Source organism: Micrococcus sp. HOU01 (assembly GCF_035609305.1).
Taxonomy (GTDB): Bacteria; Actinomycetota; Actinomycetes; order Actinomycetales; family Micrococcaceae; genus Micrococcus; species Micrococcus luteus.
Genome location: NZ_CP141211.1, coordinates 893,134 through 915,726, shown reverse-complemented (window position 1 = coordinate 915,726; position 22,593 = coordinate 893,134). Strand labels below are relative to the sequence as shown.

16 protein-coding genes and 2 pseudogenes are annotated in these 22,593 nt (G+C 72.7%); 5 read left to right on the top strand and 13 right to left on the bottom strand.

Annotated elements, in window-relative coordinates; all coding sequences use genetic code 11:
• Nucleotides 1–65: 65 nt before the first annotated feature.
• The 5 genes from guaA to guaB all read right to left on the bottom strand — a co-directional run bounded on the left by guaA (nt 66) and on the right by guaB (nt 6,038).
• A complete protein-coding gene (gene guaA / locus SOY78_RS04315; RefSeq protein ID WP_324701846.1) occupies nt 66–1,685 on the bottom strand; it encodes a glutamine-hydrolyzing GMP synthase in 1,620 nt (539 codons plus the stop codon).
• A 22-nt stretch (nt 1,686–1,707) separates the two neighbouring features.
• Entirely contained in the window at nt 1,708–2,256 is a 549-nt protein-coding gene (locus tag SOY78_RS04310; protein WP_115260769.1) for a DUF3817 domain-containing protein, read from the bottom strand.
• Entirely contained in the window at nt 2,253–3,218 is a 966-nt protein-coding gene (locus tag SOY78_RS04305; protein ID WP_115260768.1) for an SURF1 family protein, read from the bottom strand. Before SOY78_RS04305 ends, SOY78_RS04310 begins: the two co-directional genes overlap by 4 nt.
• 47 nt (nt 3,219–3,265) lie before the next feature.
• Entirely contained in the window at nt 3,266–4,402 is a 1,137-nt protein-coding gene (locus tag SOY78_RS04300; protein WP_115260767.1) for a GuaB3 family IMP dehydrogenase-related protein, read from the bottom strand.
• Between the two features lie 91 nt (nt 4,403–4,493).
• Nucleotides 4,494–6,038 (bottom strand): IMP dehydrogenase, encoded by a 1,545-nt coding sequence (gene guaB / locus SOY78_RS04295; RefSeq protein ID WP_036384655.1) that lies wholly within the window; start codon nt 6,036–6,038, stop codon nt 4,494–4,496.
• 185 nt (nt 6,039–6,223) lie between these two features.
• Between guaB and SOY78_RS04290 the strand changes: the two genes are divergently transcribed.
• Nucleotides 6,224–7,657: a dicarboxylate/amino acid:cation symporter gene (locus tag SOY78_RS04290; protein ID WP_036384652.1), complete on the top strand. Its 1,434-nt coding sequence runs from the start codon at nt 6,224–6,226 to the stop codon at nt 7,655–7,657.
• 1 nt (nt 7,658) lies between these two features.
• On the opposite strand, the gene SOY78_RS04285 is transcribed toward SOY78_RS04290, so the two are convergent.
• The 3 genes from SOY78_RS04285 to groES form a co-directional block, all read right to left on the bottom strand.
• Nucleotides 7,659–9,608: a BCCT family transporter gene (locus tag SOY78_RS04285; protein WP_080696035.1), complete on the bottom strand. Its 1,950-nt coding sequence runs from the start codon at nt 9,606–9,608 to the stop codon at nt 7,659–7,661.
• A gap of 121 nt (nt 9,609–9,729) precedes the next feature.
• The gene (gene groL / locus SOY78_RS04280) at nt 9,730–11,337 is read right to left on the bottom strand and encodes a chaperonin GroEL (RefSeq protein ID WP_144825883.1); all 1,608 of its coding nucleotides are present in this window, start codon (nt 11,335–11,337) and stop codon (nt 9,730–9,732) included.
• A 108-nt stretch (nt 11,338–11,445) separates the two neighbouring features.
• Nucleotides 11,446–11,742 (bottom strand): co-chaperone GroES, encoded by a 297-nt coding sequence (groES, locus tag SOY78_RS04275; protein ID WP_044659448.1) that lies wholly within the window; start codon nt 11,740–11,742, stop codon nt 11,446–11,448.
• Nucleotides 11,743–12,377: 635 nt separating this feature from the next.
• Between groES and SOY78_RS04270 the strand changes: the two genes are divergently transcribed.
• Complete coding sequence (locus SOY78_RS04270) at nt 12,378–13,355, top strand: hypothetical protein (RefSeq protein ID WP_070708754.1); 978 nt, start codon at nt 12,378–12,380, stop codon at nt 13,353–13,355.
• A 226-nt stretch (nt 13,356–13,581) separates the two neighbouring features.
• Here the strand turns inward: SOY78_RS04270 and SOY78_RS04265 are convergent, their stop codons facing one another.
• From SOY78_RS04265 to SOY78_RS04245, 5 genes and pseudogenes are all read right to left on the bottom strand, one after another.
• A complete protein-coding gene (locus SOY78_RS04265) occupies nt 13,582–14,337 on the bottom strand; it encodes an ABC transporter ATP-binding protein (protein ID WP_141844211.1) in 756 nt (251 codons plus the stop codon).
• A complete protein-coding gene (locus tag SOY78_RS04260; protein WP_036384982.1) occupies nt 14,334–15,422 on the bottom strand; it encodes an iron chelate uptake ABC transporter family permease subunit in 1,089 nt (362 codons plus the stop codon). The genes SOY78_RS04265 and SOY78_RS04260 overlap by 4 nt, the downstream gene beginning before the upstream one ends.
• The gene (locus tag SOY78_RS04255; RefSeq protein ID WP_080696050.1) at nt 15,415–16,473 is read right to left on the bottom strand and encodes an ABC transporter permease; all 1,059 of its coding nucleotides are present in this window, start codon (nt 16,471–16,473) and stop codon (nt 15,415–15,417) included. Before SOY78_RS04255 ends, SOY78_RS04260 begins: the two co-directional genes overlap by 8 nt.
• Nucleotides 16,470–17,534 (bottom strand): siderophore ABC transporter substrate-binding protein, encoded by a 1,065-nt coding sequence (locus tag SOY78_RS04250; protein WP_127435090.1) that lies wholly within the window; start codon nt 17,532–17,534, stop codon nt 16,470–16,472. Before SOY78_RS04250 ends, SOY78_RS04255 begins: the two co-directional genes overlap by 4 nt.
• Before the next feature lie 170 nt (nt 17,535–17,704).
• Nucleotides 17,705–19,037 (bottom strand): annotated as a pseudogene (locus SOY78_RS04245) (THUMP-like domain-containing protein).
• A gap of 69 nt (nt 19,038–19,106) precedes the next feature.
• On the opposite strand from SOY78_RS04245, the gene SOY78_RS04240 reads away from it, so the two are divergent.
• The 3 genes and pseudogenes from SOY78_RS04240 to SOY78_RS04230 all read left to right on the top strand — a co-directional run bounded on the left by SOY78_RS04240 (nt 19,107) and on the right by SOY78_RS04230 (nt 22,592).
• Nucleotides 19,107–20,306 (top strand): glutamate--cysteine ligase, encoded by a 1,200-nt coding sequence (locus tag SOY78_RS04240; protein ID WP_324701845.1) that lies wholly within the window; start codon nt 19,107–19,109, stop codon nt 20,304–20,306.
• Nucleotides 20,307–20,388: 82 nt separating this feature from the next.
• Nucleotides 20,389–21,564 carry a zinc-dependent alcohol dehydrogenase gene (locus tag SOY78_RS04235; protein WP_324701844.1) on the top strand — a complete coding sequence of 392 codons (1,176 nt, stop codon included), beginning with the start codon at nt 20,389–20,391 and terminating at the stop codon, nt 21,562–21,564.
• Nucleotides 21,561–22,592, top strand: a pseudogene (locus tag SOY78_RS04230) (NAD-dependent epimerase/dehydratase family protein). Before SOY78_RS04235 ends, SOY78_RS04230 begins: the two are co-directional and overlap by 4 nt.
• Nucleotide 22,593 lies beyond the last annotated feature (1 nt).

Genomic DNA, 22,593 nt, shown 5'->3' with positions numbered 1-22,593 from the left:
AGGCGGTCTTCGTGCGGACGGCCGCCCCGGTCAGGGGCGGCCGGATGCGGCGCCGGACGCGCCGCTCACTCCCACTCGATGGTGCCCGGCGGCTTGCTGGTCACGTCGAGCACGACGCGGTTGACGCCGTCGACCTCGTTGGTGATGCGGTTCGAGATGCGGGACAGGACGTCGTCCGGGATCCGCGCCCAGTCCGCCGTCATGGCGTCCTCGCTGGTGACGGGGCGCAGGACGACCGGGTGGCCGTAGGTGCGGCCGTCACCCTGCACGCCCACGGAGCGCACGTCCGCGAGCAGCACCACCGGGCACTGCCAGATCTGGCGGTCCAGCCCGGCCGCGGTGAGCTCGGCGCGCACGATCGCGTCCGCGCGGCGCAGCAGGTCCAGGCGCTCCTGGGTGACCTCGCCGATGATGCGGATGCCCAGACCCGGGCCCGGGAACGGCTGGCGGTGCACGATGCCCTCGGGCAGGCCGAGCTCGGCGCCCACGGCGCGGACCTCGTCCTTGAACAGCTCGCGCAGCGGCTCGCACAGCTCGAACTCGATGTCGTCCGGCAGGCCGCCCACGTTGTGGTGGGACTTGATGTTGGCCGCCCCGTCCCCGCCGCCGGACTCGACGACGTCCGGGTAGAGCGTGCCCTGCACGAGGAAGCGGACCTCGGTGGCGTCCGGGTCGTGCTCGGACTCGAGGACGATGTCCGCCTGCGCCTTCTCGAAGGTGCGGATGAACCGCTCGCCGATGATCTTGCGCTTGGCCTCGGGGTCGGTGACGCCGGCCAGCGCGGACAGGAAGTCCTCGCGCGCGTCCACCAACACGAGGCGGGCGCCGCCGTGGGCCTCGCCGAAGGCCTGCTCGATCTCGGCGGACTCGCCCTCGCGCATGAGGCCGTGGTCCACGTAGACGCAGGTGAGGCGGTCGCCGATGGCGCGCTGCACGAGGGCCGCGGCCACGGCGGAGTCCACGCCGCCGGACAGGCCGCAGATGGCCCGCTTGTCCCCGATCTGCTCGCGGATGCGCTCGACCTGCTCCTCGATCACGCCGCTGGCCGTCCAGTCCGAGCCCAGGCCCGCACCCACGTGCAGGAACTGCTCGAGCACCCGCTGGCCGCGGGAGGAGTGGCCCACCTCGGGATGCCACTGCACGCCGTAGATGCGGCGCTCGCGGTCCTCGAACGCGGCGACGGGGGCGCCCGCGGTGGAGGCCGTCACGGCGAAGCCCTCGGGCGCCTGCGTCACGGCGTCCCCGTGGGACATCCACACGACCTGATCGAGGTCCTGGTCCGCGAACAGCACGGAGTCGGCGTCCACCGAGTCCAGGCGGGTGGAGCCGTACTCCCGGGTGCCGGTCTGGGCCACGGTGCCGCCGAGGGCGTGCGCGATCGACTGGAAGCCATAGCACAGGCCCAGCACGGGCACCCCTGCCTCGAGCAGCGCCGGATCCAGCTGCGGGGCGCCGGGCTCGTACACCGACGACGGCCCGCCCGAGAGGATCAGCGCCGCGGGCTTGCGCTCCAGGATCTGCGCCGCCGGGGTGGAGGCGGGCACGACCTCGGAGTAGACGTTGGCCTCGCGCACACGACGCGCGATGAGCTGCGCGTACTGGGCGCCGAAGTCCAGCACCAGCACCGTGGGCATCACGTCGCTGAGCGGGGCGGGGGTGTCGGGGTGGGGGGCGTTCTGCGTCACCCGTCCAGGATAGTCGAGGCGCTCAGTAGCGCCGCGCGGCGTCCGGGAAGCGGTGCAGCTCGTCCCGGACCACGCGGGTCATGCGCTTCTCCACCACGAAGGACAGGAACGGCACGACGCCGCCGCCGGCCATCGCCAGCAGGCGCAGCGGCTCCCAGCGCATCAGGGACCACAGGCGGAACGAGGCGAGCAGGTACACCACGTACATCCAGCCGTGGGCGATGAGGATGAACAGGGACAGGTTCACTCCCCCGGTCACGCTGTCCTCGGGATGCAGCCCCAGGCCGTTGGCGTCTCCGTCCAGGGTGGTGCCGCCCGCGTAGAGCTCCACGTGCATGCCGTACTTCAGCACCATCTCCGCCACGAGCAGCAGGAGCATGATGCCGGTGATCCACGCGCACACCACGTAGAGGCGGGTGGCGGAGCGGATCTGCTGCTGGGTGCCGGCGAAACGGCGCTGCTCCCGGCCTGGCCGCGGGGGCGGCTCGGGCAGGTCGGCCTCCGTGATGTCCTCGGGATCCGGCAGGCTCGCCGGGTCCACCGGCTGGGGGCCGGGGTGCTGGGTGCTCATCGGCTCTGCTCCTCTCGGGGCCCACGGGGGCCCGGGTCGCGGGGGTCGGGGCGCACGGCCCCGTCGTCGTCGTGGTCCTGGCGTGGGTGCGCCGCGGCCTGCGCGGCGACGGCCCGTTCCTTGGCCTCGCGCGCGGCCGCCCGGCGCCGCTCGAGCTCCTCGGCGCGCCACCGCGCGGCCCACTCCTCGTCGAGCCGGCGCTCGTGCTCGTCCCGGACGTGGTCGTCGCGGACGAACCGCCACCACAGGAACAGGGCGAAGCCGGCGAACAGTATCCACTCCACGGCGTAGAAGACGTTGAGCCAGATGATCTGGGTCTCCTCCGGCTGCGGGGCCACCCACACCGGCTCGAGCCCGCCGGGGCCGGCCGCGCCCGTCTCGGCGCCCGCGGCGTCGACCATCTCGAACGCCGCGACGTACGCCGCGTAGGACGGCTCGTCCCACACGTTCACCAGCTGGGCCGGGGCCAGGCTGCGGTACAGGAGCCGGTCGGCGGTGTCCTCGGCCGTGGCCTCGCGCGGCAGGGGCCCGTCCGGGGGCAGCAGGCGTCCCGTGACGGTGACCTGCCCGGCGGGCGCGGGGTCCACGACGTCGGCGTCGGCCGACCAGCCGCGGACCACTGGGACAACCTCGCCGTCCGGGGCGCCGGCCACCCGCAGGGCCGTGACCGTCCAGTAGCCGTCGCGGCCGTTCAGCAGGCGCGGGCCGACCAGGACGTCCGTGCCGGGCACGAACTCCCCCTCGACCGTGACCACCTGGTCGGCCTGCGAGCCGAGCAGGGCCTCGTAGGGGCGCACGTGCTCCAGGAACGGCACGGCGTGCTCGGTCTGGGTGCGCGGCGGCGGCGCGTTCGTCTCCGCGGACTCGAACTGCCACTTGGACAGCGCCACGAAGACCGCGGCCGCCACGAGGGCCAGCACCAGGGTGGCCAGCCAGACGGGCTTGAGGACGGTGCGCAGCACGCCGTATCAACTCTTCCGGTCGGGGTGCCGCCACGCGGCGGCGGGGATCAGACGGTCTGGGTGGGGGTCACGAGGACCTCCACCTTCTGGAAGTCCTTGAGCTCGGTGTAGCCGCAGGTGGCCATGGCGCGCTTCAGGCCGCCCATCAGGTTGGACGTGCCGTCCGCGTGGCGGCCGGGCCCCCACAGGACCTCCTCCAGCGGAGCCACCTGGCCCACGTGCGTGCGGTGCCCGCGCGGCAGCTCCGGGTGGGCGGCCTCGAGGCCCCAGTGCCAGCCGCCGCCGGGGGCGTCGGTGGCGCGGGCCAGGGCGGCGCCCAGGACGACCGCGTCCGCGCCCATGGCGATCGCCTTGACGATCTCCCCCGAGGTGGAGACGCCGCCGTCGGCGATCACGTGCACGTAGCGGCCGCCGGACTCGTCCATGTAGTCGCGGCGCGCCTCGGCGATGTCCGAGATGGCCGTGGCCATCGGCACGCGGATGCCCATGGCGCGGCGCGTGGTGGTGGACGCGCCGCCGCCGAAGCCGACGAGCACGCCGGCCGCGCCGGTGCGCATCAGGTGCAGGGCCGGCGTGTAGCCGGCCGCCCCGCCCACGATCACGGGCACGTCCAGCTCGTAGATGAACTGCTTGAGGTCCAGCGGCTCCTGGGTGGAGGAGACGTGCTCGGCCGAGACGGTGGTACCGCGGATGACGAACAGGTCCACGCCCGCCGCCACGACGGTGCGGTAGAACTCCTGCGTGTTCTGCGGGGTCAGCGAGCCCGCGACGACGACGCCGGCCTCGCGGATCTGCGCGAGGCGCTCGGTGATCAGATCGGGGCGGATGGGGGCCGCGTAGGCCTCCTGCAGCTTGCGGGTGGCCTCGGTCCCGGCCGGGCCGGCCTGGAGGGCGGCGATCTCCTCGAGCAGCGGGCGCGGGTCCTCGTGGCGGGTCCACAGGCCCTCGAGGTTGAGGACGCCGAGACCGCCCAGCCGCCCCATCGCGATGGCGGCCTCCGGGCTCATCACGGAGTCCATGGGCGCACCGATCACGGGCATGTCGAACGTGTAGGCGTCGATGCGCCACGTGAGGCTGACGTCCTGGGGATCCCGGGTGCGCCGCGCGGGCACCACGGACACGTCGTCGAGGGAGAAGGCCCGGCGGCCGCGCTTGCCGCGGCCGATCTCAATCTGGTTCGTCACCGGGCCAGCCTAGCCCAGGCGCCACGGGGCGGCGCCGACCGTGTCGTCGGCGCCGCCCCGTCCGGGGGCTCCCCCGGACCCGACGTGCAGGTCATCGCGAACGGTAGTTCGGGGCCTCGACAGTCATCATGATGTCGTGCGGATGGGACTCCTTCAGGCCCGCCGCGGTGATGCGCACGAAGCGGCCGTTCTCCTTGAGATCGGCCACCGTGGACGCGCCCGTGTAGAACATCGTCTGGCGCAGGCCGCCCACGAGCTGGTGGACCACCGAGGCGACCGGGCCCCGGAAGGGCACCTGGCCCTCGATGCCCTCGGGGATCAGCTTGTCCTCGTCCGGCACGTCCGCCTGGAAGTAGCGGTCCTTTGAGAAGGAGCGCGTGCCGTTGCGGGTCTGCATGGCGCCCAGGGAGCCCATGCCGCGGTAGGTCTTGAACTGCTTGCCCTGGTAGAACACGAGGTCGCCCGGGGACTCGGCGGTGCCCGCCAGCAGGGAGCCGAGCATCACCGAGTCGGCGCCGGCCACGAGGGCCTTGCCGATGTCACCGGAGTGCTGCAGGCCGCCGTCGGCGATCAGCGGGACGCCCGCGGGGCGCGTGGCCTTGGCCGCCTCGTAGATGGCGGTGATCTGCGGGACGCCGACGCCGGCCACCACACGGGTCGTGCAGATCGAGCCCGGGCCCACGCCCACCTTCACGGCGTCCGCGCCGGCGTCGACGATCGCCTTGGCGCCCGCGTAGGTCGCAGCCTGACCGCCGATGACGTCGACGTGCGCGGCCGCCTTCTCCTTCTTCAGGCGCGCGATCATGTCCAGCACGCCGTGCGTGTGGCCGTTCGCGGTGTCCACCACGAGGGCGTCCACACCCGCCTCGACGAGCGCCATGGCGCGCTCCCAGCCGTCGCCGAAGAAGCCGACGGCGCCGCCGACGCGCAGCCGACCCTCGTCGTCCTTCGCGGCGTCCGGGTACTGCTCCGCCTTGTCGAAGTCCTTGATGGTGATCAGGCCGGTCAGGCGGCCCGCATCGTCCACGAGCGGCAGCTTCTCCACGCGATTCTGGGAGAACAGGCGGATCGTCTCGGCGCGCGAGACGCCCTCCTGCGCGGTGACCAGCGGCATGCGGGTCATGGCGGTGTCCACCGTGCGGGTGGCCCACTCCTCGCGCGGGATGAAGCGGGTGTCGCGGTTGGTGATGATGCCCAGCAGCGTCATGTCCTCGGCCACCACCGGCAGGCCCGAGACGCGGTACTGGGCGCACAGCTCGTCCAGGTCGGCGAGCGTGGCGTCGGGGCCGATGGTCACGGGGTCCTTGATCATCCCCGACTCGGAGCGCTTCACGGTGTCCACGTGGCGGGCCTGGTCCTCGATGGACAGGTTGCGGTGGATGATGCCCATGCCGCCCTGGCGGGCCATGGCGATGGCCAGGGGAGCCTCGGTCACGGTGTCCATCGCCGCGGAGACGATGGGGATGTTCAAGCGGATGTTGCGGGTCAGCCGGGTGCCCGGGTCCGCGTCCGCGGGGATCACGTCGGTGGCGTTGGGCAGCAGCAGGACGTCGTCATAGGTGAGGCCGAAGAAGCCGAAGGGATCCGAGGAGGAGTGGACGGGCTCGGGGCTGGGACCGGTGCTGGTGGTGGTCACGAAGGCGCCTTTCGGGACGGGTGTTTCCGCGATTCTATGCCCGGGGGTCAAACCGGCGACCCGGGTGCGGGCCACGTCACAGGGCCTTCGCACTGGGCCACGCGGGGACGAGACGGACGTCACCACGACGTCACATGGCGCAATCCGTTTCGGCGTCATGGTATTGGACTGCCTAACCTCCCCGGATGAGCACCGCACAATCCTCCCCCGCACCGGCGCCCCGACGCCGGCTCCCCGCCTGGACGTCGAACTTCGGCTGGCAGATCGCCGCCGCCCTCGTCCTCGGCCTCGTCCTGGGCCTGATCGCCCGCGCGACGGGGCACACCGCCGAGCACCCGACCTGGCTCGGTGAGACGCTGGCCACCGTCGGCAGCATCTACATCAGCCTGCTGAAGGCCGCGGTCGTCCCGCTGGTCTTCTTCGCCGTCGTCGCCTCCATCGCCAACCTGGCCCAGGTGACCAACGCGGCCCGCCTGGCCGCCAAGACCCTGCTCTGGTTCGCCATCACGAGCCTGATCGCGGTGCTCATCGGCCTCGCCGTCGGCGTCGTGCTGCAACCGGGCGTGGGCACCGGCCAGACCGCGCCGGCGTCGTACCAGGCCAAGGACGTCGGCTGGCTCGACTTCCTGACCTCCCTGGTGCCGGCGAACTTCCTCGGCCTGACCGTCAAGACCACGGCGGGCGAGGACGGCGCGCTGGCCTCCTCCCCCACGTTCAACGTGCTGCAGATCCTCGTGATCGCGATCGTCGTGGGCGTGGCCGCGCTCAAGGTCGGCGAGAAGGCCGCCCCGTTCCTCACGTTCTCCCGCTCGGTGCTCGCGATCATCCAGAAGCTGCTGTGGTGGATCATCCGCCTGGCACCGATCGGCACCATCGGCCTGCTGGGCAACGCCGTGGCCTCCTACGGCTGGTCCACGATGGGCACGCTGGCGAAGTTCGTGGTGGCGATCTACGTGGGCCTGGCGATCGTCATGTTCGTGGTCTACCCCGTGCTCGCCCGCCTGCACGGCCTCTCCGTGAAGCAGTTCTTCACCGGCGTGTGGCCGGCCGTCCAGCTCGGCTTCGTCTCCCGCTCCTCGCTCGGCACCCTGCCGGTGACCCAGCGGGTGGCCGAGCGCAACTTCGGCGTGCCCACCGGCTACGCCTCCTTCGCCGTTCCGCTGGGCGCCACCACCAAGATGGACGGCTGCGCCGCGATCTACCCGGCCGTGGCCGCCGTGTTCATCGCCCAGTTCTACGGGATCGAGATGAGCCTGAGCCAGTACGCCCTCGTGGCGCTCGTGTCCGTGCTGGGCTCGGCCGCGACCGCCGGCACCACCGGCGCCACCGTGATGCTCACGCTCACGCTGTCCACCGCCGGGTTGCCCCTCGAGGGCATGGCCCTGCTCCTGGCTGTCGACCCGATCGTGGACATGGGCCGCACCGCCCTCAACGTGTCCGGCCAGGCCCTCATCCCCGCGCTCGTGGCCTCCCAGGAGGGCATCCTCGACCGGGACCGCTACGACGCCCCGCGCGGTGACATCTTCGGCGAGGACGAGGAGGAGATCGTCGAGGCCCGCGCCCACGCGACCGCCGACTCCCGCGCCGAGCTCGTCGGCACCCCGGAGCCGCGCGCCTGAGTCACCGAGCGGACGGGCCCGCTCCGGCGGGCCCGTCCGCGCCGTCCCCCTCGTCCAGATACTCGCCCAGCACGTAGTCGTAGTCCACGGGGTTCCCGTCCTCGTCCGTACGGCGGTACCAGTCGGTGATCTCCGCGGCGGTGGAGTCGAACCCCTCGCCGGCCGCGTACCAGCTGCCCGGCGGGGTGCGCTCCACCGTGAACGCGAAGTCGTCCCCGTACTCCACCAGGCCCCGCACCGTCGCCTTCTCGACGGCGGCCCGCTGGTACCGGTCACGGATCGCGAAGGGGTCGTTGGCCAGTTCGCGCTGGAGCGCGACCGCCATGAGGACGAGCACCACGGTGAACGGCAGCGCCGTGATGGTGATGAGGTTCTGCAGGCCGGTGAGCGCGGTGTCGCCGCCGGTCAGCAGCATCACGACGGCGATGCCCGCCATGCACAGTGCCCAGAACACCGTGATCATGCGGCGTGGGGCCGGGTCGCCGCGCTGCGAGAGCTGCGAGTTCACGATCGAGGCGGAGTCCGCCGTCGTGATGAAGAAGACCGCCAGCATGATGATCACGACCGGGGCCACCAGCCCGCCGCCGGGCAGCTGGTCCAGGACCACCCAGAAGATCTCCGCCGGCGCAGGCAGCGAGGCGGCCGTGCCGTCCGGCGCCACGGAGCCCCGGGTCCGCTGCAGCCAGATGGTGGTGCCGCCGATGATCGTGAACGCGCCCACGATCACCGCGGCCGGGATGAACAGGGCGCCGAGGACGTACTGGCGGATGGTCCGGCCCTTCGAGATCTTCGCCATGAACACGCCCACGAACGGGGCCCAGCTGACCCACCACGCCCAGTAGAAGATCGTCCAGTTGGAGAGGAACTCCTGCATGTCCTCCCCCTCGGCCATCGAGGCGCCGAGGGCGTCCGGGGCGGAGGAGACGTAGTCCATCAGGACGCCGGGCACGATGTTCAGCAGGAACGCCGTCGGGCCGACGACGAAGAAGAACAGCGCCAGGCCGAGGGCGAGCAGCATGTTGATGTTGGACAGCCACCGGATGCCGCGGGCCACACCGGACACCGCCGAGACGATGGTGCCGATCGTGAGCACCACGATGATCCCCAGCGCCACCGTGTTCCCCGGCGCCGACCACCCCGAGACGATCTCCACGCCGCGGCCGATCTGCAGGGCGCCGATGCCCAGCGAGGCCGCCGTGCCGAACAATGTGGCGATGATCGCGAGCCCGTCGATCAGGCGCGCGCCGACCGAGTCGCTGCGCGGGGAGTCGCCGAACAGCGGCGCGATGATCGAGCTCATCAGCGGCACCCGGCCCCGGCGGTAGGACACGTAGCCGACCGACAGGCCGACGATCGCGTAGATCGCCCACGCGTTCACGCCCCAGTGCAGCGCGGCCTGGGCCAGCGCGCCCGTCACCGCCTCCTCGCTCCCCGCCTCGTACGCCCCCGGGCGCGGGGCCAGGTAGTAGGTCAGCGGCTCGTACGGGCCGAAGAAGATGATGCCGATGCCGATGCCGGCCGCGAAGAGCATGGCCGACCAGCTCGCCGTGGAGTACTCGGGCTTCTCCCCGTCCAGGCCCAGCGGGATCTCGCCGTACCGGGAGAACGCCAGGACCAGCAGGAACACCACCATCCCGATGGCCAGCAGGACGAACAGCCAGCCGGCGTGGACCATCACCCAGTCGAGGGCCGCGCTCGAGACGGCCAGCACGGCGTCCGGCTGCAGCACACCCCACACCACGAAGCCGACCACCAGCAGGCCGACGACGGCGAGGATCACCCGGTCCACGCCGTAGCGCACCCGGCGGTCCTCCACGGACACGCCCGGCACGAGGGCCGGGTGGATGCCGTGCGGATAGGAGAACTCGCGGACGAAGCGGCGCAGCCGTGGCCGGGCCGGGGTCCGGGTCGTGTGGGACCCGGTGGGATGGGGCGGCGTGGGTGTGTCCATGGGCACACCCTAGAGGGCACCCCGGACGGCCGGCGTCTCCCGCCCGGACGACGACGGCCCCTCACCCGGGCGGGTGAGGGGCCGTCGTCGACAGCCGGCCGCGTCAGGGCCGACTCAGGGGTCAGTGCTGGTGGTCGGCCTCGTCCTCCTCGGCGGGCTTGTCCGCCACGAGGGTCTCGGTGGTCAGCACGAGGGCCGCGATGGAGGCGGCGTTGGCCAGCGCGGAGCGGGTCACCTTGACCGGGTCGATCACGCCGTCGGCGATCAGGTCGCCGTAGACGCCGGTCTTCGCGTTGAAGCCGTGGTTCGGCTCCAGCTCGGCGACCTTGGAGACCACCACGTAGCCGTCCTCGCCCGCGTTCTGGGCGATCCAGCGCAGCGGCTGCTTCAGGGCCTTGCGGACGATGTCCACGCCCACGGCGGCGTCGCCGGTCAGGGCCTGGACGTCGGCGTCGGTGTCGAGCGCGGTCAGCGCGTTGATGAGCGCGGTGCCGCCGCCGGCCACGATGCCCTCCTCGAGGGCGGCGCGGGTCGAGGACACGGCGTCCTCGATGCGGTGCTTGCGCTCCTTGAGCTCCACCTCGGTGGCGGCGCCCACGCGGATCACGCCGATGCCGCCGGAGAGCTTGGCGAGGCGCTCCTGGAGCTTCTCGCGGTCCCAGTCGGAGTCGGTCGCGGCGGACTCGGCCTTGATCTGGGCGACCCGGGCCTCGACGTCCTCGGCCGCACCGCCGCCGTCGACGATGGTGGTCTCGTCCTTGGTGACGGTGATGCGGCGGGCGGAGCCGAGCACGTCCAGGTCGGCCTGCTCGAGCTTCATGCCGAGGTCCGGGGAGACGACCTGGGCGCCGGTGAGGATCGCGATGTCCTGCATCATGGCCTTGCGGCGGTCACCGAAGCCCGGGGCCTTGACGGCCACGACGTTCAGGGTGCCGCGGATCTTGTTCACCACGAGGGTGGACAGGGCCTCGCCCTCGACGTCCTCGGCGATCACGAACAGCGGCTTGTTGGCCTGCAGGACCTTCTCCAGCAGGGGCAGCAGCTCCTGCACGTTGGAGATCTTGCCCGAGTTGATCAGGACGTAGGCGTCCTCGAGCACGGCCTCCTGACGCTCGGCGTCGGTGACCATGTACGGGGACAGGAAGCCCTTGTCGAACTGCATGCCCTCGGTGACGTCCAGCTCGGTGGAGGTTGTGGAGGACTCCTCGATGGTGATGACGCCGTCGGTGCCGACCGTGTCGAACGCGCGGGCCAGCAGCTCGCCGACCTCGTCGTTCTGGGCCGAGATGGCGGCCACGTGGGCCACCTCCTGGCCCTCGACCGGGCGGGCGTTCTCCTGCAGGCGCCGCTCGACGGCGGCCACGGCCACCTCGATGCCCTTCTTGACCTCGCCCGGCGCGGCGCCGGCGGCGACCTGGCGCATACCCTCGTTCACGAGGGCCTGGGCCAGCACGGTGGCGGTGGTGGTGCCGTCGCCCGCGATGTCGTTGGTCTTGGTGGCGACCTCCTTGGCGAGCTGGGCGCCCATGTTCTCGTACGGGTCCTCCAGCTCCACCTCACGGGCGATCGTGACGCCGTCGTTGGTGATGGTGGGGGCGCCCCACGCCTTGTCGAGCACCACGTTGCGGCCCTTGGGGCCGAGGGTGACCTTGACGGTGTCGGCGAGCTTGTCGATGCCGGCCTGGAGGGCGCGGCGTGCGTCGTCGTTGAAAGCCAGCTGCTTGGCCATGACGGACACTCCTTTCGTTCAGGGAGTCAGGGGGTGCGGGGACGCGAGGGGCCCGGGGCGCGCGCACCGGTGCGGTGCGCGCCGCTCACCGGGCCCGTCGCGGCGGGGTCACTTGGCGACGACGGCCAGCACGTCGCGGGCGGAGAGCACCAGGTACTCCTCGCCGCCGACCTTGACCTCGGTGCCGCCGTACTTGGAGTACAGCACCACGTCACCCTCGGCGACGTCGACCGGCACGCGGTTGCCGTTCTCGGCGACCCGGCCCGGGCCCACGGCCACGACCTGGCCCTCCTGCGGCTTCTCCTTGGCGGTGTCCGGGATCACGAGGCCCGACGCGGTGGTCTGCTCGGCCTCCAGGGGGCGGACAACGATGCGATCCTCGAGGGGCTTGATGGAGACAGACATGCTGCACACTCCTTCTTCGTCGACGTGCGGCTCCGGCGGGCTCGCCGGTCCGCTGATGCTGTGGTCTGCGGGTGCGCCACGGGCGTCAGACCCTCCGTCGTCGCGGTGCCGGACGGTCCACCTCGGGCATTGGCACCCGGTACCCCCGAGTGCCAGCCCCGATTCTACTCCGGGTTTTGGCACTCCTTCAACATGAGTGCCAGCCGTGTCCCCGCCGTCCGCCGTGGGCGGAAGCGTGGGGCGCGGTGCGGCGGGGCACCGTGGGGCAGCGGGGGGGGGCGGGTTCCGGGCCCGGGAGCACGCGGAGTGGTCACGACTGCGGCCCGCAACCTGTCCCTCCCCCACTCCCCACCCTCCCCCCTCGCCCCTCCGTGGGCAGAAACCGCACCCCCGCCCATCGCGTGGGCAGCAACCGCAGGTTTTCGGTCTCCGTGGGCAGAAGCACCCTCTCTTCTGCCCACGGATGTTGCGTGGGCGGAACTCCTCGCAGTTCTGCCCACCGAGCCATGACGACGTCGTCCCGGCGGGACAACCGGCCGCCGCCGAGTCCTGCACAGCCGGCCCACCCCGCGCCGGTGTGCACAGACACGCGGCCCGCCCGGCCGCCGTCGGGCCGACCGCGTCAAGGTCGACCCATGTCCTTCGCCCCCGATCTCCCCCTCGTCCCCGTCTTCACCACCCGCGACGTGCTCGAACGCGGTCTGCCGCCCAGCCGGGTGCGGCGGTCCGACGTCCTCCGCCTCGCCCGCGGCATCCACCGTCGCCGTGACATGCCGCTGCGCACCTGGGAGTCGGCCGGGCTCCCGCCGCCGCACCACGGGGTCGGCCTCGACCTGCTGACCGCCCTCCTGCGGTCCCGTCCCGACGCCGTTCTCTCCCACGAGACGGCGGCGCACCTCCACGGCCTCCCGCTTCCCCCGGGCGGGGCCACGCGACGCGCCGCCGTCGAGATCACGTTGCACCGCGGCACCGCACGGGCGCGGATCCCCGGCGTCATGGAGCACCGCAGACCCCTGCCCGCCGGCCACGTCACCTCCGTGCTCGGGCTACGGGTGACGACGCCGGAACGGACCTGGCTCGATCTGTGCTCGATCGGCCACCCCTGGGACGAGGCATCCCTCGTGTCGGCGGGTGACCACCTGGTCCGTCACCCCTGGTCCCCGCGCGGCCGGCGGCCTCCCATCACCACGGTCACCGCGCTGCACGAGGCGATGCGGCCGCTCGGGCGGTTCGTCGGAAGACCGCGGGCGACGGCGGCGCTCGAGCGCGTACGGGTGGGTGCCGACTCGCCGCAGGAGACCCGGCTGAGGCTGGCGCTCGTCGAGGCGGGGCTGGGCGAGCCGACGCTGCAGCACGTGTTCGACCCCGGGCGGCGGGACGCCCCCGAGGCCGATCTGTGGTTCGAGGACTGCCGGCTCGTCCTCCAGTACGACGGCGAGGTGCACCGGAGTGCCGAGCAACACGCCCGGGACGCCCGGCGAGACCAGTACTACGCGGAGCGTGGGCAGATGACCCTGCACGTCACGGGCCGGGACGTCGGCGAGGGATATGCGCGGGTGATCGAGGCCGTCCTCAGACGACGGGCACAGGTCTCGAACGGCTGGGATGCCTGACGTCGTCGTCGCGTATGGCCCTGCCGTCCATGCGCAGGGGTTCCGTGGGCAGAAGCGAGGGTGCTTCTGCCCACGGAACCTGGAAACACGCGGGTCCTGCCCCCGGAAGGCGAGACCCGGCGGGTTCTGCCCACGGAACGCTCGCGTCGGCCGGGCACCCGACCCCCGCCCGGACCGAGCTGGCCCCCGCCCGGACCGACCCGGGCCGGCCTCACCGTCGCCCCGCTCAGTAGTACACGGCCAGGGGCCCGTGCGGGCCGTCCACCACGTTGCACGGGGTGCGGAAGATCCGCTCCAGCACCTCGGGGCGCAGGATCTCGGCCGGGGTGCCGGTCTCCACCACCTGACCGTCGCCCATGGCCACGATCCGGTCGGCGTAGTGGGCGGCGAAGTTGATGTCGTGCAGCACGATCACCACGGTCCGGCCCAGCTCGTCGGCGGCCCGGCGCAGCTGCTGCATCATCTGCACCGAGTGCTGCATGTCCAGGTTGTTCAGCGGCTCGTCCAGCAGCACGTACTCGGTGTTCTGCGCCAGCACCATCGCCACGTACGCGCGCTGCCGCTGGCCGCCCGAGAGCTGGTCGAGGTAGCGGTTCTCGAACGGGCCGAGGTTGAGGAAGTCGATCGCGTCGGACACGTGCCGCTCGTCCTCCAGGGTCAGCCGGCCGCGCGTGTACGGGTAACGCCCGAACCCCACGAGCTGCCGCACGGTCAGCCGCGTCACGAAGTGGTTCTCCTGCCGCAGGATGGACAGGGTCTGCGCGATCTTCCGGGACGGCGTCGTGGTGATGTCGTGCCCGCCCACGGCGATCGTCCCGGCGTCGGCGTCCTGCAACCGGCCGATCATCGTCAGCAGCGTGGACTTGCCCGCCCCGTTGGGCCCCACGAGCGCGGTCACTCCCCCGGCCTGGATGTCCAGGTCCACGGGTCCGATGCACACCTCGTCGCTGTGGCGCTTCACCACGCCGCGCAGCTCGATCACAGACGTCCCTTTCTCATCACGACAACCAGGAAGGTGATGCCGCCGATCAGCTCGATGACCACCGTGACCGCACCCCCCGCGTAGAACACGTGCCGCAGCACGAAGTAGGCGCTCGTGAGCACCGCGTACCCGGCCAACGCCGCCACCGGGAGGATGAACCGGTGGTCGTGGGTGTCGACCAGGCTGTACGCCAGCGTGGCCACGAGGAAGCCGAGGAACGTCATCGGACCCACGAGCGCGGTGGTCATGGCCATCAGCACGGAGACCAGCAGCAGCGTCACCATGAGCTCGCGCCGGTGGTGCAGGCCCAGGTTGGTCGCGGCGTCGGCGCCGAGCGCCACCGTGTTCAGGCGGCGGGAGCGCAGCCACAGCAGCGCGCACACGACGACGGCGATGGGCGCGGCGATCGCCACGTACTCGGTCCGGGCGTTGGAGATGTTGCCGAAGAGCCGCGCGCTCAGCAGGTCGAACGAGTTCGGGTCCAGCAGTCGCTGCATGAACGTGCTCAGCGCGGCCAGCCCGCCGCCCAGCACCACGCCCACGAGCAGCATCAGATGGACGCTGCCGTAGGGCCGGGAGAGCAGCCACGAGTACAGGGCCGTCGCCAGCGCCACCATGAGCGCGGCCTGGGCGAGGAACGGCCCCACCCCGGTCAGCACCGCGACGCCGGCGGCCCCCAGCACGTACACGGCGACGGTCGACACGGCGGTGTAGAGCGCCTCGAACCCCATGATCGAGGGCGTGATGATGCGGTTGCCCGTCACCGTGTGGAAGGTGACGGTCGCGAAGGAGTGGCACAGCGCCACGATCCCGATCACGCCCAGGGACTCCACGCGCATCCGCGCGATCATCCAGAACGCGCGCGAACCGGGTTCGGCCTCGTTGCCCCACAGCAGGATCCCGGCGGTGGAGAGCACGGCGACGGCGACCAGCACGGCGACGACGACCGCATACCTCCGGCGGTCGGCGGCGGTGACGAACGCGCCGGACCGGCGCGGGGCGTCGGCCTCGACGGGCCCGGCCGCGGTGGCGCCACCGGGAGGGGCAGGGATGCGACCCGGGGCGGTCGCGAGCGGCTCAGCCATGCTTGGCCTGCCTCAGCAGCAGGGCGAGGAACACGATCGCGCCCACGAGGCCCAGGATCAGCGAGATGGGCACCTCGAACGGGGCGATCACGGTGCGCCCGATCAGGTCGCAGACGATCACGATCCACACGCCGACCATGACCACCCAGGGCAGGTTCGTCCGCAGATTGTCGCCGCGCACCATGGACACGAGGTTGGGGACCACGAGCCCCAGGAACGGGAGGGCCCCGATCACCACGGTGACCACGCCGGTGGCCACGGCCACCATGGCCACGCCGGTGAGGATCACGGCGTCGTAGTTGAGGCCGACGTTCGTGGCGACGTCCTTGCCGAGGCCGGCCACGGTGAAGCGGTCCGCGATGAGGAAGACCGCCACGCACACGATCAGCACGAGGAAGAGCAGCTCATACCGGCCGCGGACCACGGAGGTGAACGAGCCCGCGAACCACGCGCCCACCTGCTGCAGCATGTCCGTCTGGAGGGCGAGGAACGTCGACGCGGCGCCCACGACGGCGCCGAGCATGATGCCCACGATCGGCACGATGAGGGAGGACTGCAGGCGCACACGCCGCAGGAAGAGGAAGAAGACGAGGGTGCCGACGAAGGCGAAGAGGATGGCCCCGACCATCCGGGTCACCAGGCCCGCCCCCGGCACGAGCACCATGGTCACCAGCAGGCCGAGGCCGGCCCACTCGGTGGTGCCCGTGGTGCTGGGCTCCACGAAGCGGTTCTGCGTCATGAGCTGCATGATCAGCCCGCACATCGCCATCGAGGCGCCGGCCAGCACGAGGGCGACCGTGCGGGGCACGCGCGTGATGGCGAACATCTCGCGTCCGCCCTCCGCGCCGACGTCGTACACGCCCACGAACAGCGAGACCACGACGAGGGCCGCGGTCACCACGACGCCGACCAACAGCGGCCAGGTGCGCTGCCAGCGGGTGCGCTCGGGCCGCAGGACGGCGGGCGGGACCCAGCACACGCGGTCGCCCCGCCCCGGCTCCTCGAGCCGGGGCGGGGCGTCGGCGACGTGGTGACGCACGTCGAGAGTCACTGCGCGCCTTCGAAGGCCTTCGCGAGGTCCTCCATGACGGTGGTGTGGTTCTGGATGTCCTCGGCGACGTAGAAGTCGGCGGGCAGGTAGACGATGTTGCCCTCCTTCACCGCGGTCACGTCCTGGAGGGCCTCGGAGCGCTCGATCAGCTCGGCGGCGGTGGCGTTCTCCTCGCCGATGGCGGCGTCGCGGTCCATGACGATCAGCCAGTCCGGGTTCGACTTCGCGATGGCCTCGACGGAGATGTCGTCGCCCTGGTGGTTGTCGGTGCCCGACTGCTCGAGGGCCGGGGTCAGCTCCAGCATGTCGAAGAACGGGCCGATGGCGCGACCGGTGCTGGGCGCGACGTACGACAGCTCGCCGCCCGAGGCGATGAGGCCCATGACGGTCTGCTCGGGGTCGTAGGCGTCCTTGGCGCGCTGGGTGGCGGCGTCGAAGTCGGCGATGAGCTTCTCGGCATCGGCCTCGTGGCCGGTGGCCTCGCCCAGCAGGGTGGTCAGCTCCTTCAGGCCCTCGTCCATGGGGGTCTGCGTGACGTCGAAGTCCGTGTCCACGACGGCGGCGTCGCCGGTCAGCTCGTCGATCTCGGCCTTGCGCTCGTTGAACCGCTGGCCGTTGAACACGACGTCCGGCTCGGCCGTGACGAACAGCTCCATGTCCGGCTCCCGGTGGTTGCCGATGTCGGCGACCGAGTCGTCCTGGAGGTAGGAGGGCCCGCCCTCGCCCTTGTACATGATCTGCTTCGGTGCGGCCGACAGCTCGACTCCCCAGTCGTCCAGGGTGCGGAAGGTGCGGTTGTCCGTGGCGATGACGGAGTCGACCTCCTCCGGCAGGGTGACCTCGGCGCCGGACATGTCGGTGACGGTGACCCCGGTCGCGATGCCGCCCGAGGCGGCCGAGGAGCCGCCGGCGGCGCTCGCGGAGGCCGAGGACTCGCCGGAGGCGCTCGCGGAGGACGAGCCCGTGGCCGCGCCGCCGGCGGAGCAGCCGACGAGGGCGAGGGCCGCCACCGAGGTCAGGGCGAGACGGGCGAGGCGGGGGGCGCTGACGGAACGCGGCATGGTTCTCCTTCTGGGCGGCGGGGCTGCCCCGGGATGAGCAGTCGGGGTGGTGGGCGCGCTCCCGTGGAGGTGAGCCTTGCCTCAGTCGAATACCGTACACGAGGGTGCCGTAATCCCCCAACGGGGATTCGACGGCTCCCGCCGCCCGGGGCCCGCGGCCTCGAGCCCCGTCAGTCCAACGGCGTCACCTCGAGGGCGAACCGCGACCGACCCACGCGCGCCAGCACGAGGGTGGCGTGCCGTCCGGCCCCGCCACGCCGGCCCGGCTTCGCCCCGCCGAGGACGGCGCGACGCACCTCCTCGGGCGTCTCGCGGATGCCCCGCTTCTTCACGTCCAGCCAGGCCCACCCCGGTCTCCTTCGCCCAGCGCCGCAGGGAGGCCAGGTGGAAGCCGTGCACCGCCTCGATCCGATGGGCGCGGGCCAGGCCGTCGTGCACGGGCTCGGGCGCGACGAGGTAGGCCAGGTGGGGGTCCAGCTGCCGCGTCGGCACGGGCCAGGACACGGCCAGGTCCGTCACGAGTCCGGCCCGGATGACCGCGCCGTCCGGCTCGTGCAGGACCGCGCCGACGAGCCCTGCCATGCCCTCCTCCCCCACGGCCTCGACCTCGGGCGAGTCGCCGAAGTCCGCGCCGGAGACGAGCTGCGCCGTCGTCGTCTCCCCACCCCGGACGGTCATGACGCGCGCCGCCCGCCGCACCCCGGGGCGGGCCGCCGCGTTGAACCACAGGGCGGCCTCCACAACGTCGCCGTCGACGCTCACCCACTCGGCCTCGGCGCCCTCCGGCACGGCCTCGTGCGGAAGCCCCGGGCCGAGCTTGACCCCGACCGGCACGCCCGTCGCGGCGATGTCCGTCACGACGCTCAGGGGCGGGGAGAACGCCTCGGGGTCGAACACGCGCGCGGACCCGCCCCCGCCGACCTGACGGCGGGCGGGGTCCAGCCACACCGCGTCCGCCTCGGCGGGCACGTGGGCGCGGGCCCAGGCCACGGCGTCGCCGTGCACCACACGCGCGCCGCGGTGGCCGGCGAGGTTCACCTCGGCGGCCGCGGCGACGACGGCGTCCCGCTCCACCGCCACGACGTCCAGGCCCCGGTCGGCGAAGGCGCGCGCGTCCAGGCCGAGACCGCAGCCGAGGTCGGCGACGCACCGGGCCCCCGCGGCCGCCAGCCGGTCCGCGTGCAGGCCCGCGACCAGCGGGCGGGTGGCCTGCTCCAGGCCGTCGCGGGTGAACAGCATCCGGCGCGCCTCCGGCCCGAGGCGGGCCTCCGCCCGGGACCGCAGCGCGGCCTGGGTCAGCGCGGCGGCCACGCGCTCCGGCGGATGCCCGGCCGCACGCAGGCGGGAGGAGACCGCGAGCGCGTCGGCCTCGCGGTACCCGGCGAGGGAGTCGAGGAGGGCCCGGCCCTCCGCCTCGAGGACGGGGGCCAGGGCGGTGGCGTCCGCCTCCGAGGCGGCGGCCGTGGGGCGCGGCGAGCGGGAGGCGGGGCGGGGACGGGCCATGCGCCCCACCCTAGGTCCGAAGCGTGGACACCGGGCGCAGACCCGGCAGGGGCTTCTAGGATGGGCGGCATGACTCTGCCCTTCGCCGACTCCGCGCAGTCCACTCTCGGAATCGAGTGGGAGCTCGCGCTCGTGGACGCCGTGTCCGGCGAGCTGCGCTCCGAGGCCCCAGACCTGCTGCGCGCCCTGCATGTGACCGAGGGCCTCGCCGAGGACGACGTGAACCCGCACATGACCAGCGAGCTCCTGCAGAACACGGTGGAGCTCGTCACGGGTGTGCACGAGCGCGTCGACGCCGCGACGGCGGACCTCGGCCGGATCGCCGCGCGTGTGGCGGACGCCGCGGCCGAGCGGGGCATCTCCCTGTTCTGCCAGGGCACGCACCCGTTCGCGGACGCGATCGCGCAGCCCTCGACGCCCAGCGAGCGCTACGACCGCATGCTGGATCTCACCCAGTACTGGGGTCGGCAGCTGCTGATCTTCGGCGTGCACGTGCACGTGGGCCTGGACGACGTCTCCAAGGCCATGCCGGTGGTGAACGGCCTGGTCAACCGCGTGCCGCACCTGCTCGCACTCTCGGCCTCCTCCCCCTTCTGGGCGGGCACGGACACGGGCTACCAGTCCCAGCGCACCCTCCTGTTCCAGCAGCTGCCCACGGCCGGCCTGCCGTTCCAGTTCCAGGAGTGGGAGGGCTTCGAGCGCTGCGTGGCCCAGATGGAGCAGGTGGGCATGATCGCGGACGTCACCGAGTGCCGCTGGGACGTGCGGGCCGTGCCCCGCCTGGGCACGGTGGAGATGCGCGCGTGCGACGGCCTGGCCACGCTCGAGGAGATCGCCGCCGTGACCGCCTACACGCAGTGCCTCGTGGACGACCTGTCCGCGAGCCTGGAGCGCGGTGAGACGGTCGAGGTCCTGCCGCCGTGGCACGTGCAGGAGAACAAGTGGCGCGCCGCCCGGTACGGCATGGACGCCACCGTGATCGTGGACGCCCGGGGCACCCAGGTCCCGCTGGCGGAGCACCTGCCGGCGGAGATCGAGCGACTGACCCCGGTCGCCGAGCGGCTGGGCTGCGCGGCGGAGCTCGCCGGCGTCCAGGCGATGATCGACGACGGCGGCGCCGCGGCCCGGCAGCGCCGCGTGGAGGCGCAGGCCCTGGCCAGCCCGCCGGCCGCGGGTGAGGACACGGATGACGCGGTGGCCCCGCTGCGCGCGGTCGTGCTGGACGCCGCCGCCCGCACCCGCGCGTCGCTGGACGGCCGCACCGGCTGAGCGGCCGCTCCCCCGGCGAGGCTGCGGCCCCGCCGCGCCTGCACGCTTCCGCCGGCCCGCCCGGCGCGGCTACGGTCCCACCATGCGAGCACTCACATGGCAGGGAAAGCGCAACGTCGCCGTCGAGGACGTCCCGGATCCTCGGATCCAGGAGCCGACGGACGCGATCATCGAGGTCACCTCGACCGGCATCTGCGGGTCGGACCTGCATCTGTACGAGGTCCTGGGGCCGTTCATGGACGCGGGGGACGTGATCGGTCACGAGCCAATGGGCATCGTCCGCGAAGTCGGGTCCGAGGTCACCCACATCCGGCCCGGTGACCGGGTGGTCGTGCCCTTCACCATCTCCTGCGGCCGGTGCTGGATGTGTCAGCGCGGGCTGCAGTCCCAGTGCGAGACCACCCAGGTGCGGGAGCAGGGCTCCGGCGCCGCACTCTTCGGCTACTCCCGGCTCTACGGCTCCGTCCCCGGCGGACAGGCCGAGCTGCTACGCGTGCCCCACGCGAACTACGGCCCCGTGAAGGTGCCGCACACCGGTCCGGATGAGCAGTGGCTGTTCCTCTCGGACGTCGTCCCCACCGCCTGGCAGGGGGTCCAGTACGCGAACGTCCCCGACGGCGGCACGCTCGCGGTGCTCGGCCTCGGCCCCATCGGCCAGCTGGCGGCGCGCATCGGCGTGCACCTGGGGTACCGGGTGATCGGTGTCGACCCGGTCCCCGAGCGCCGCGCGATGGCGGCCCGGCACGGCATCGAGGTCCTGGACGCCGACGGCGGCGAGGCCGAGGTGCTCCGCGAGCGCACCGGCGGCCGCGGCCCCGACGGGGTCGTGGACGCGGTCGGCATGGAGGCGCACGCCTCCCCGGCGGGGCATGCGGCCCACACCGCCGTGGGCCTGCTGCCCGACGCGCTCGGCCGGGCGGCCATGAAGACCGCCAGCGTCGACCGCCTGAGCGCCCTCTACACCGCGATCGACGCGGTCCGGCGCGGCGGCACGGTGTCGCTCTCCGGGGTCTACGGCGGCATGAAGGACCCGATGCCGATGCTCACCCTGTTCGACAAGCAGGTCACCCTGACGATGGGCCAGTGCAACGTCCGTCGCTGGGTGGACGACCTGCTGCCCCTGCTCGACAACCCGTCCGACCCCCTCGGCGTGCTCGACCTGACCACGCACACCGCCCCGCTCGAGGACGCGCCCGCCCTCTATGAGACGTTCCAGAAGAAGGAGGACGGCTGCATCAAGGTGGTCCTGAAGCCGTGAGGATCGTCGTCCTGGGCGCGACGGGCAACGTCGGCACCGCTGTCCTGCACCGCCTCCAGGCCGCGGACGAGGTGAGCTCGATCGTGGGCGTGAGCCGGCGCGGCCCGGACCGGGCCGGAGCGCCCTACGACGGCGTCGAGTGGCACCGCCTGGACGTCGCGGAGCCCACGGCGGCGGGGCGGCTGCGCGAGATCGTCGCCGGCGCCGACGCCGTCGTCGACCTGGTGTGGGTGATCCGCCCCAACCGCGACCGTGACCACCTGCGCGCCGTCAACGTGGTCGGCAACGAGCGGGTGTTCCGGGCCGTGGCCGAGGCGGGTGTGCCCCACCTGGTCTACGCGTCCTCGGTGGGCGCGTACGGGCCCGGGCCGAAGGGCCGCGCCGTGGCCGAGTCCCATCCCACCACCGGGGTCCCCACCTCGCACTACGCCGCGCAGAAGGCCGAGGTCGAGTCGATCCTCGACCGCGTGCAGGCCGAGCACCCGGAGCTGCTGGTGACCCGGCTGCGCCCCGGGCTGATCTTCCAGTCCGCGGCCGGGCCCGAGATCAAGGACTACTTCCTGGGCGACCTCGTCCCCGCCCGGCTGGTCGCCCGCCTGCGCACTCCGGTGCTCCCCTTCCCGCGGGGCCTGTGATTCCAGGCGCTCACGGCCCAGGACGTGGCGGACGCGTACTGGCGCGTGATCGCCCACCGGGCGGGCGGGGCCTTCAATGTGGCCGCCGACCCCGTGCTGGACGCGCACACCATGGGCACCGTCCTCGGGGCGCGCCGCATCCTGGAGCTGCCCGTGGGCCTGTTCCGAGCGGCCGCGGCGCTGACCTACCGGGCACGGCTGCAGCCCACCGACCCGGGGTGGGTGGACATGGCCGCGGCAGCGCCCATCATGGACACCACGGCCCTGCGCGCCGCGACCGGCTGGTCCGAGACCACCGACGCCCGGGAGGCGGTCCGCCTCGTGCTCGACCATCTCGACGGCGCCGAAGGCCTCGGCAACGCCGGGCACCGCTCGCACTCGCCCACGGAATGAG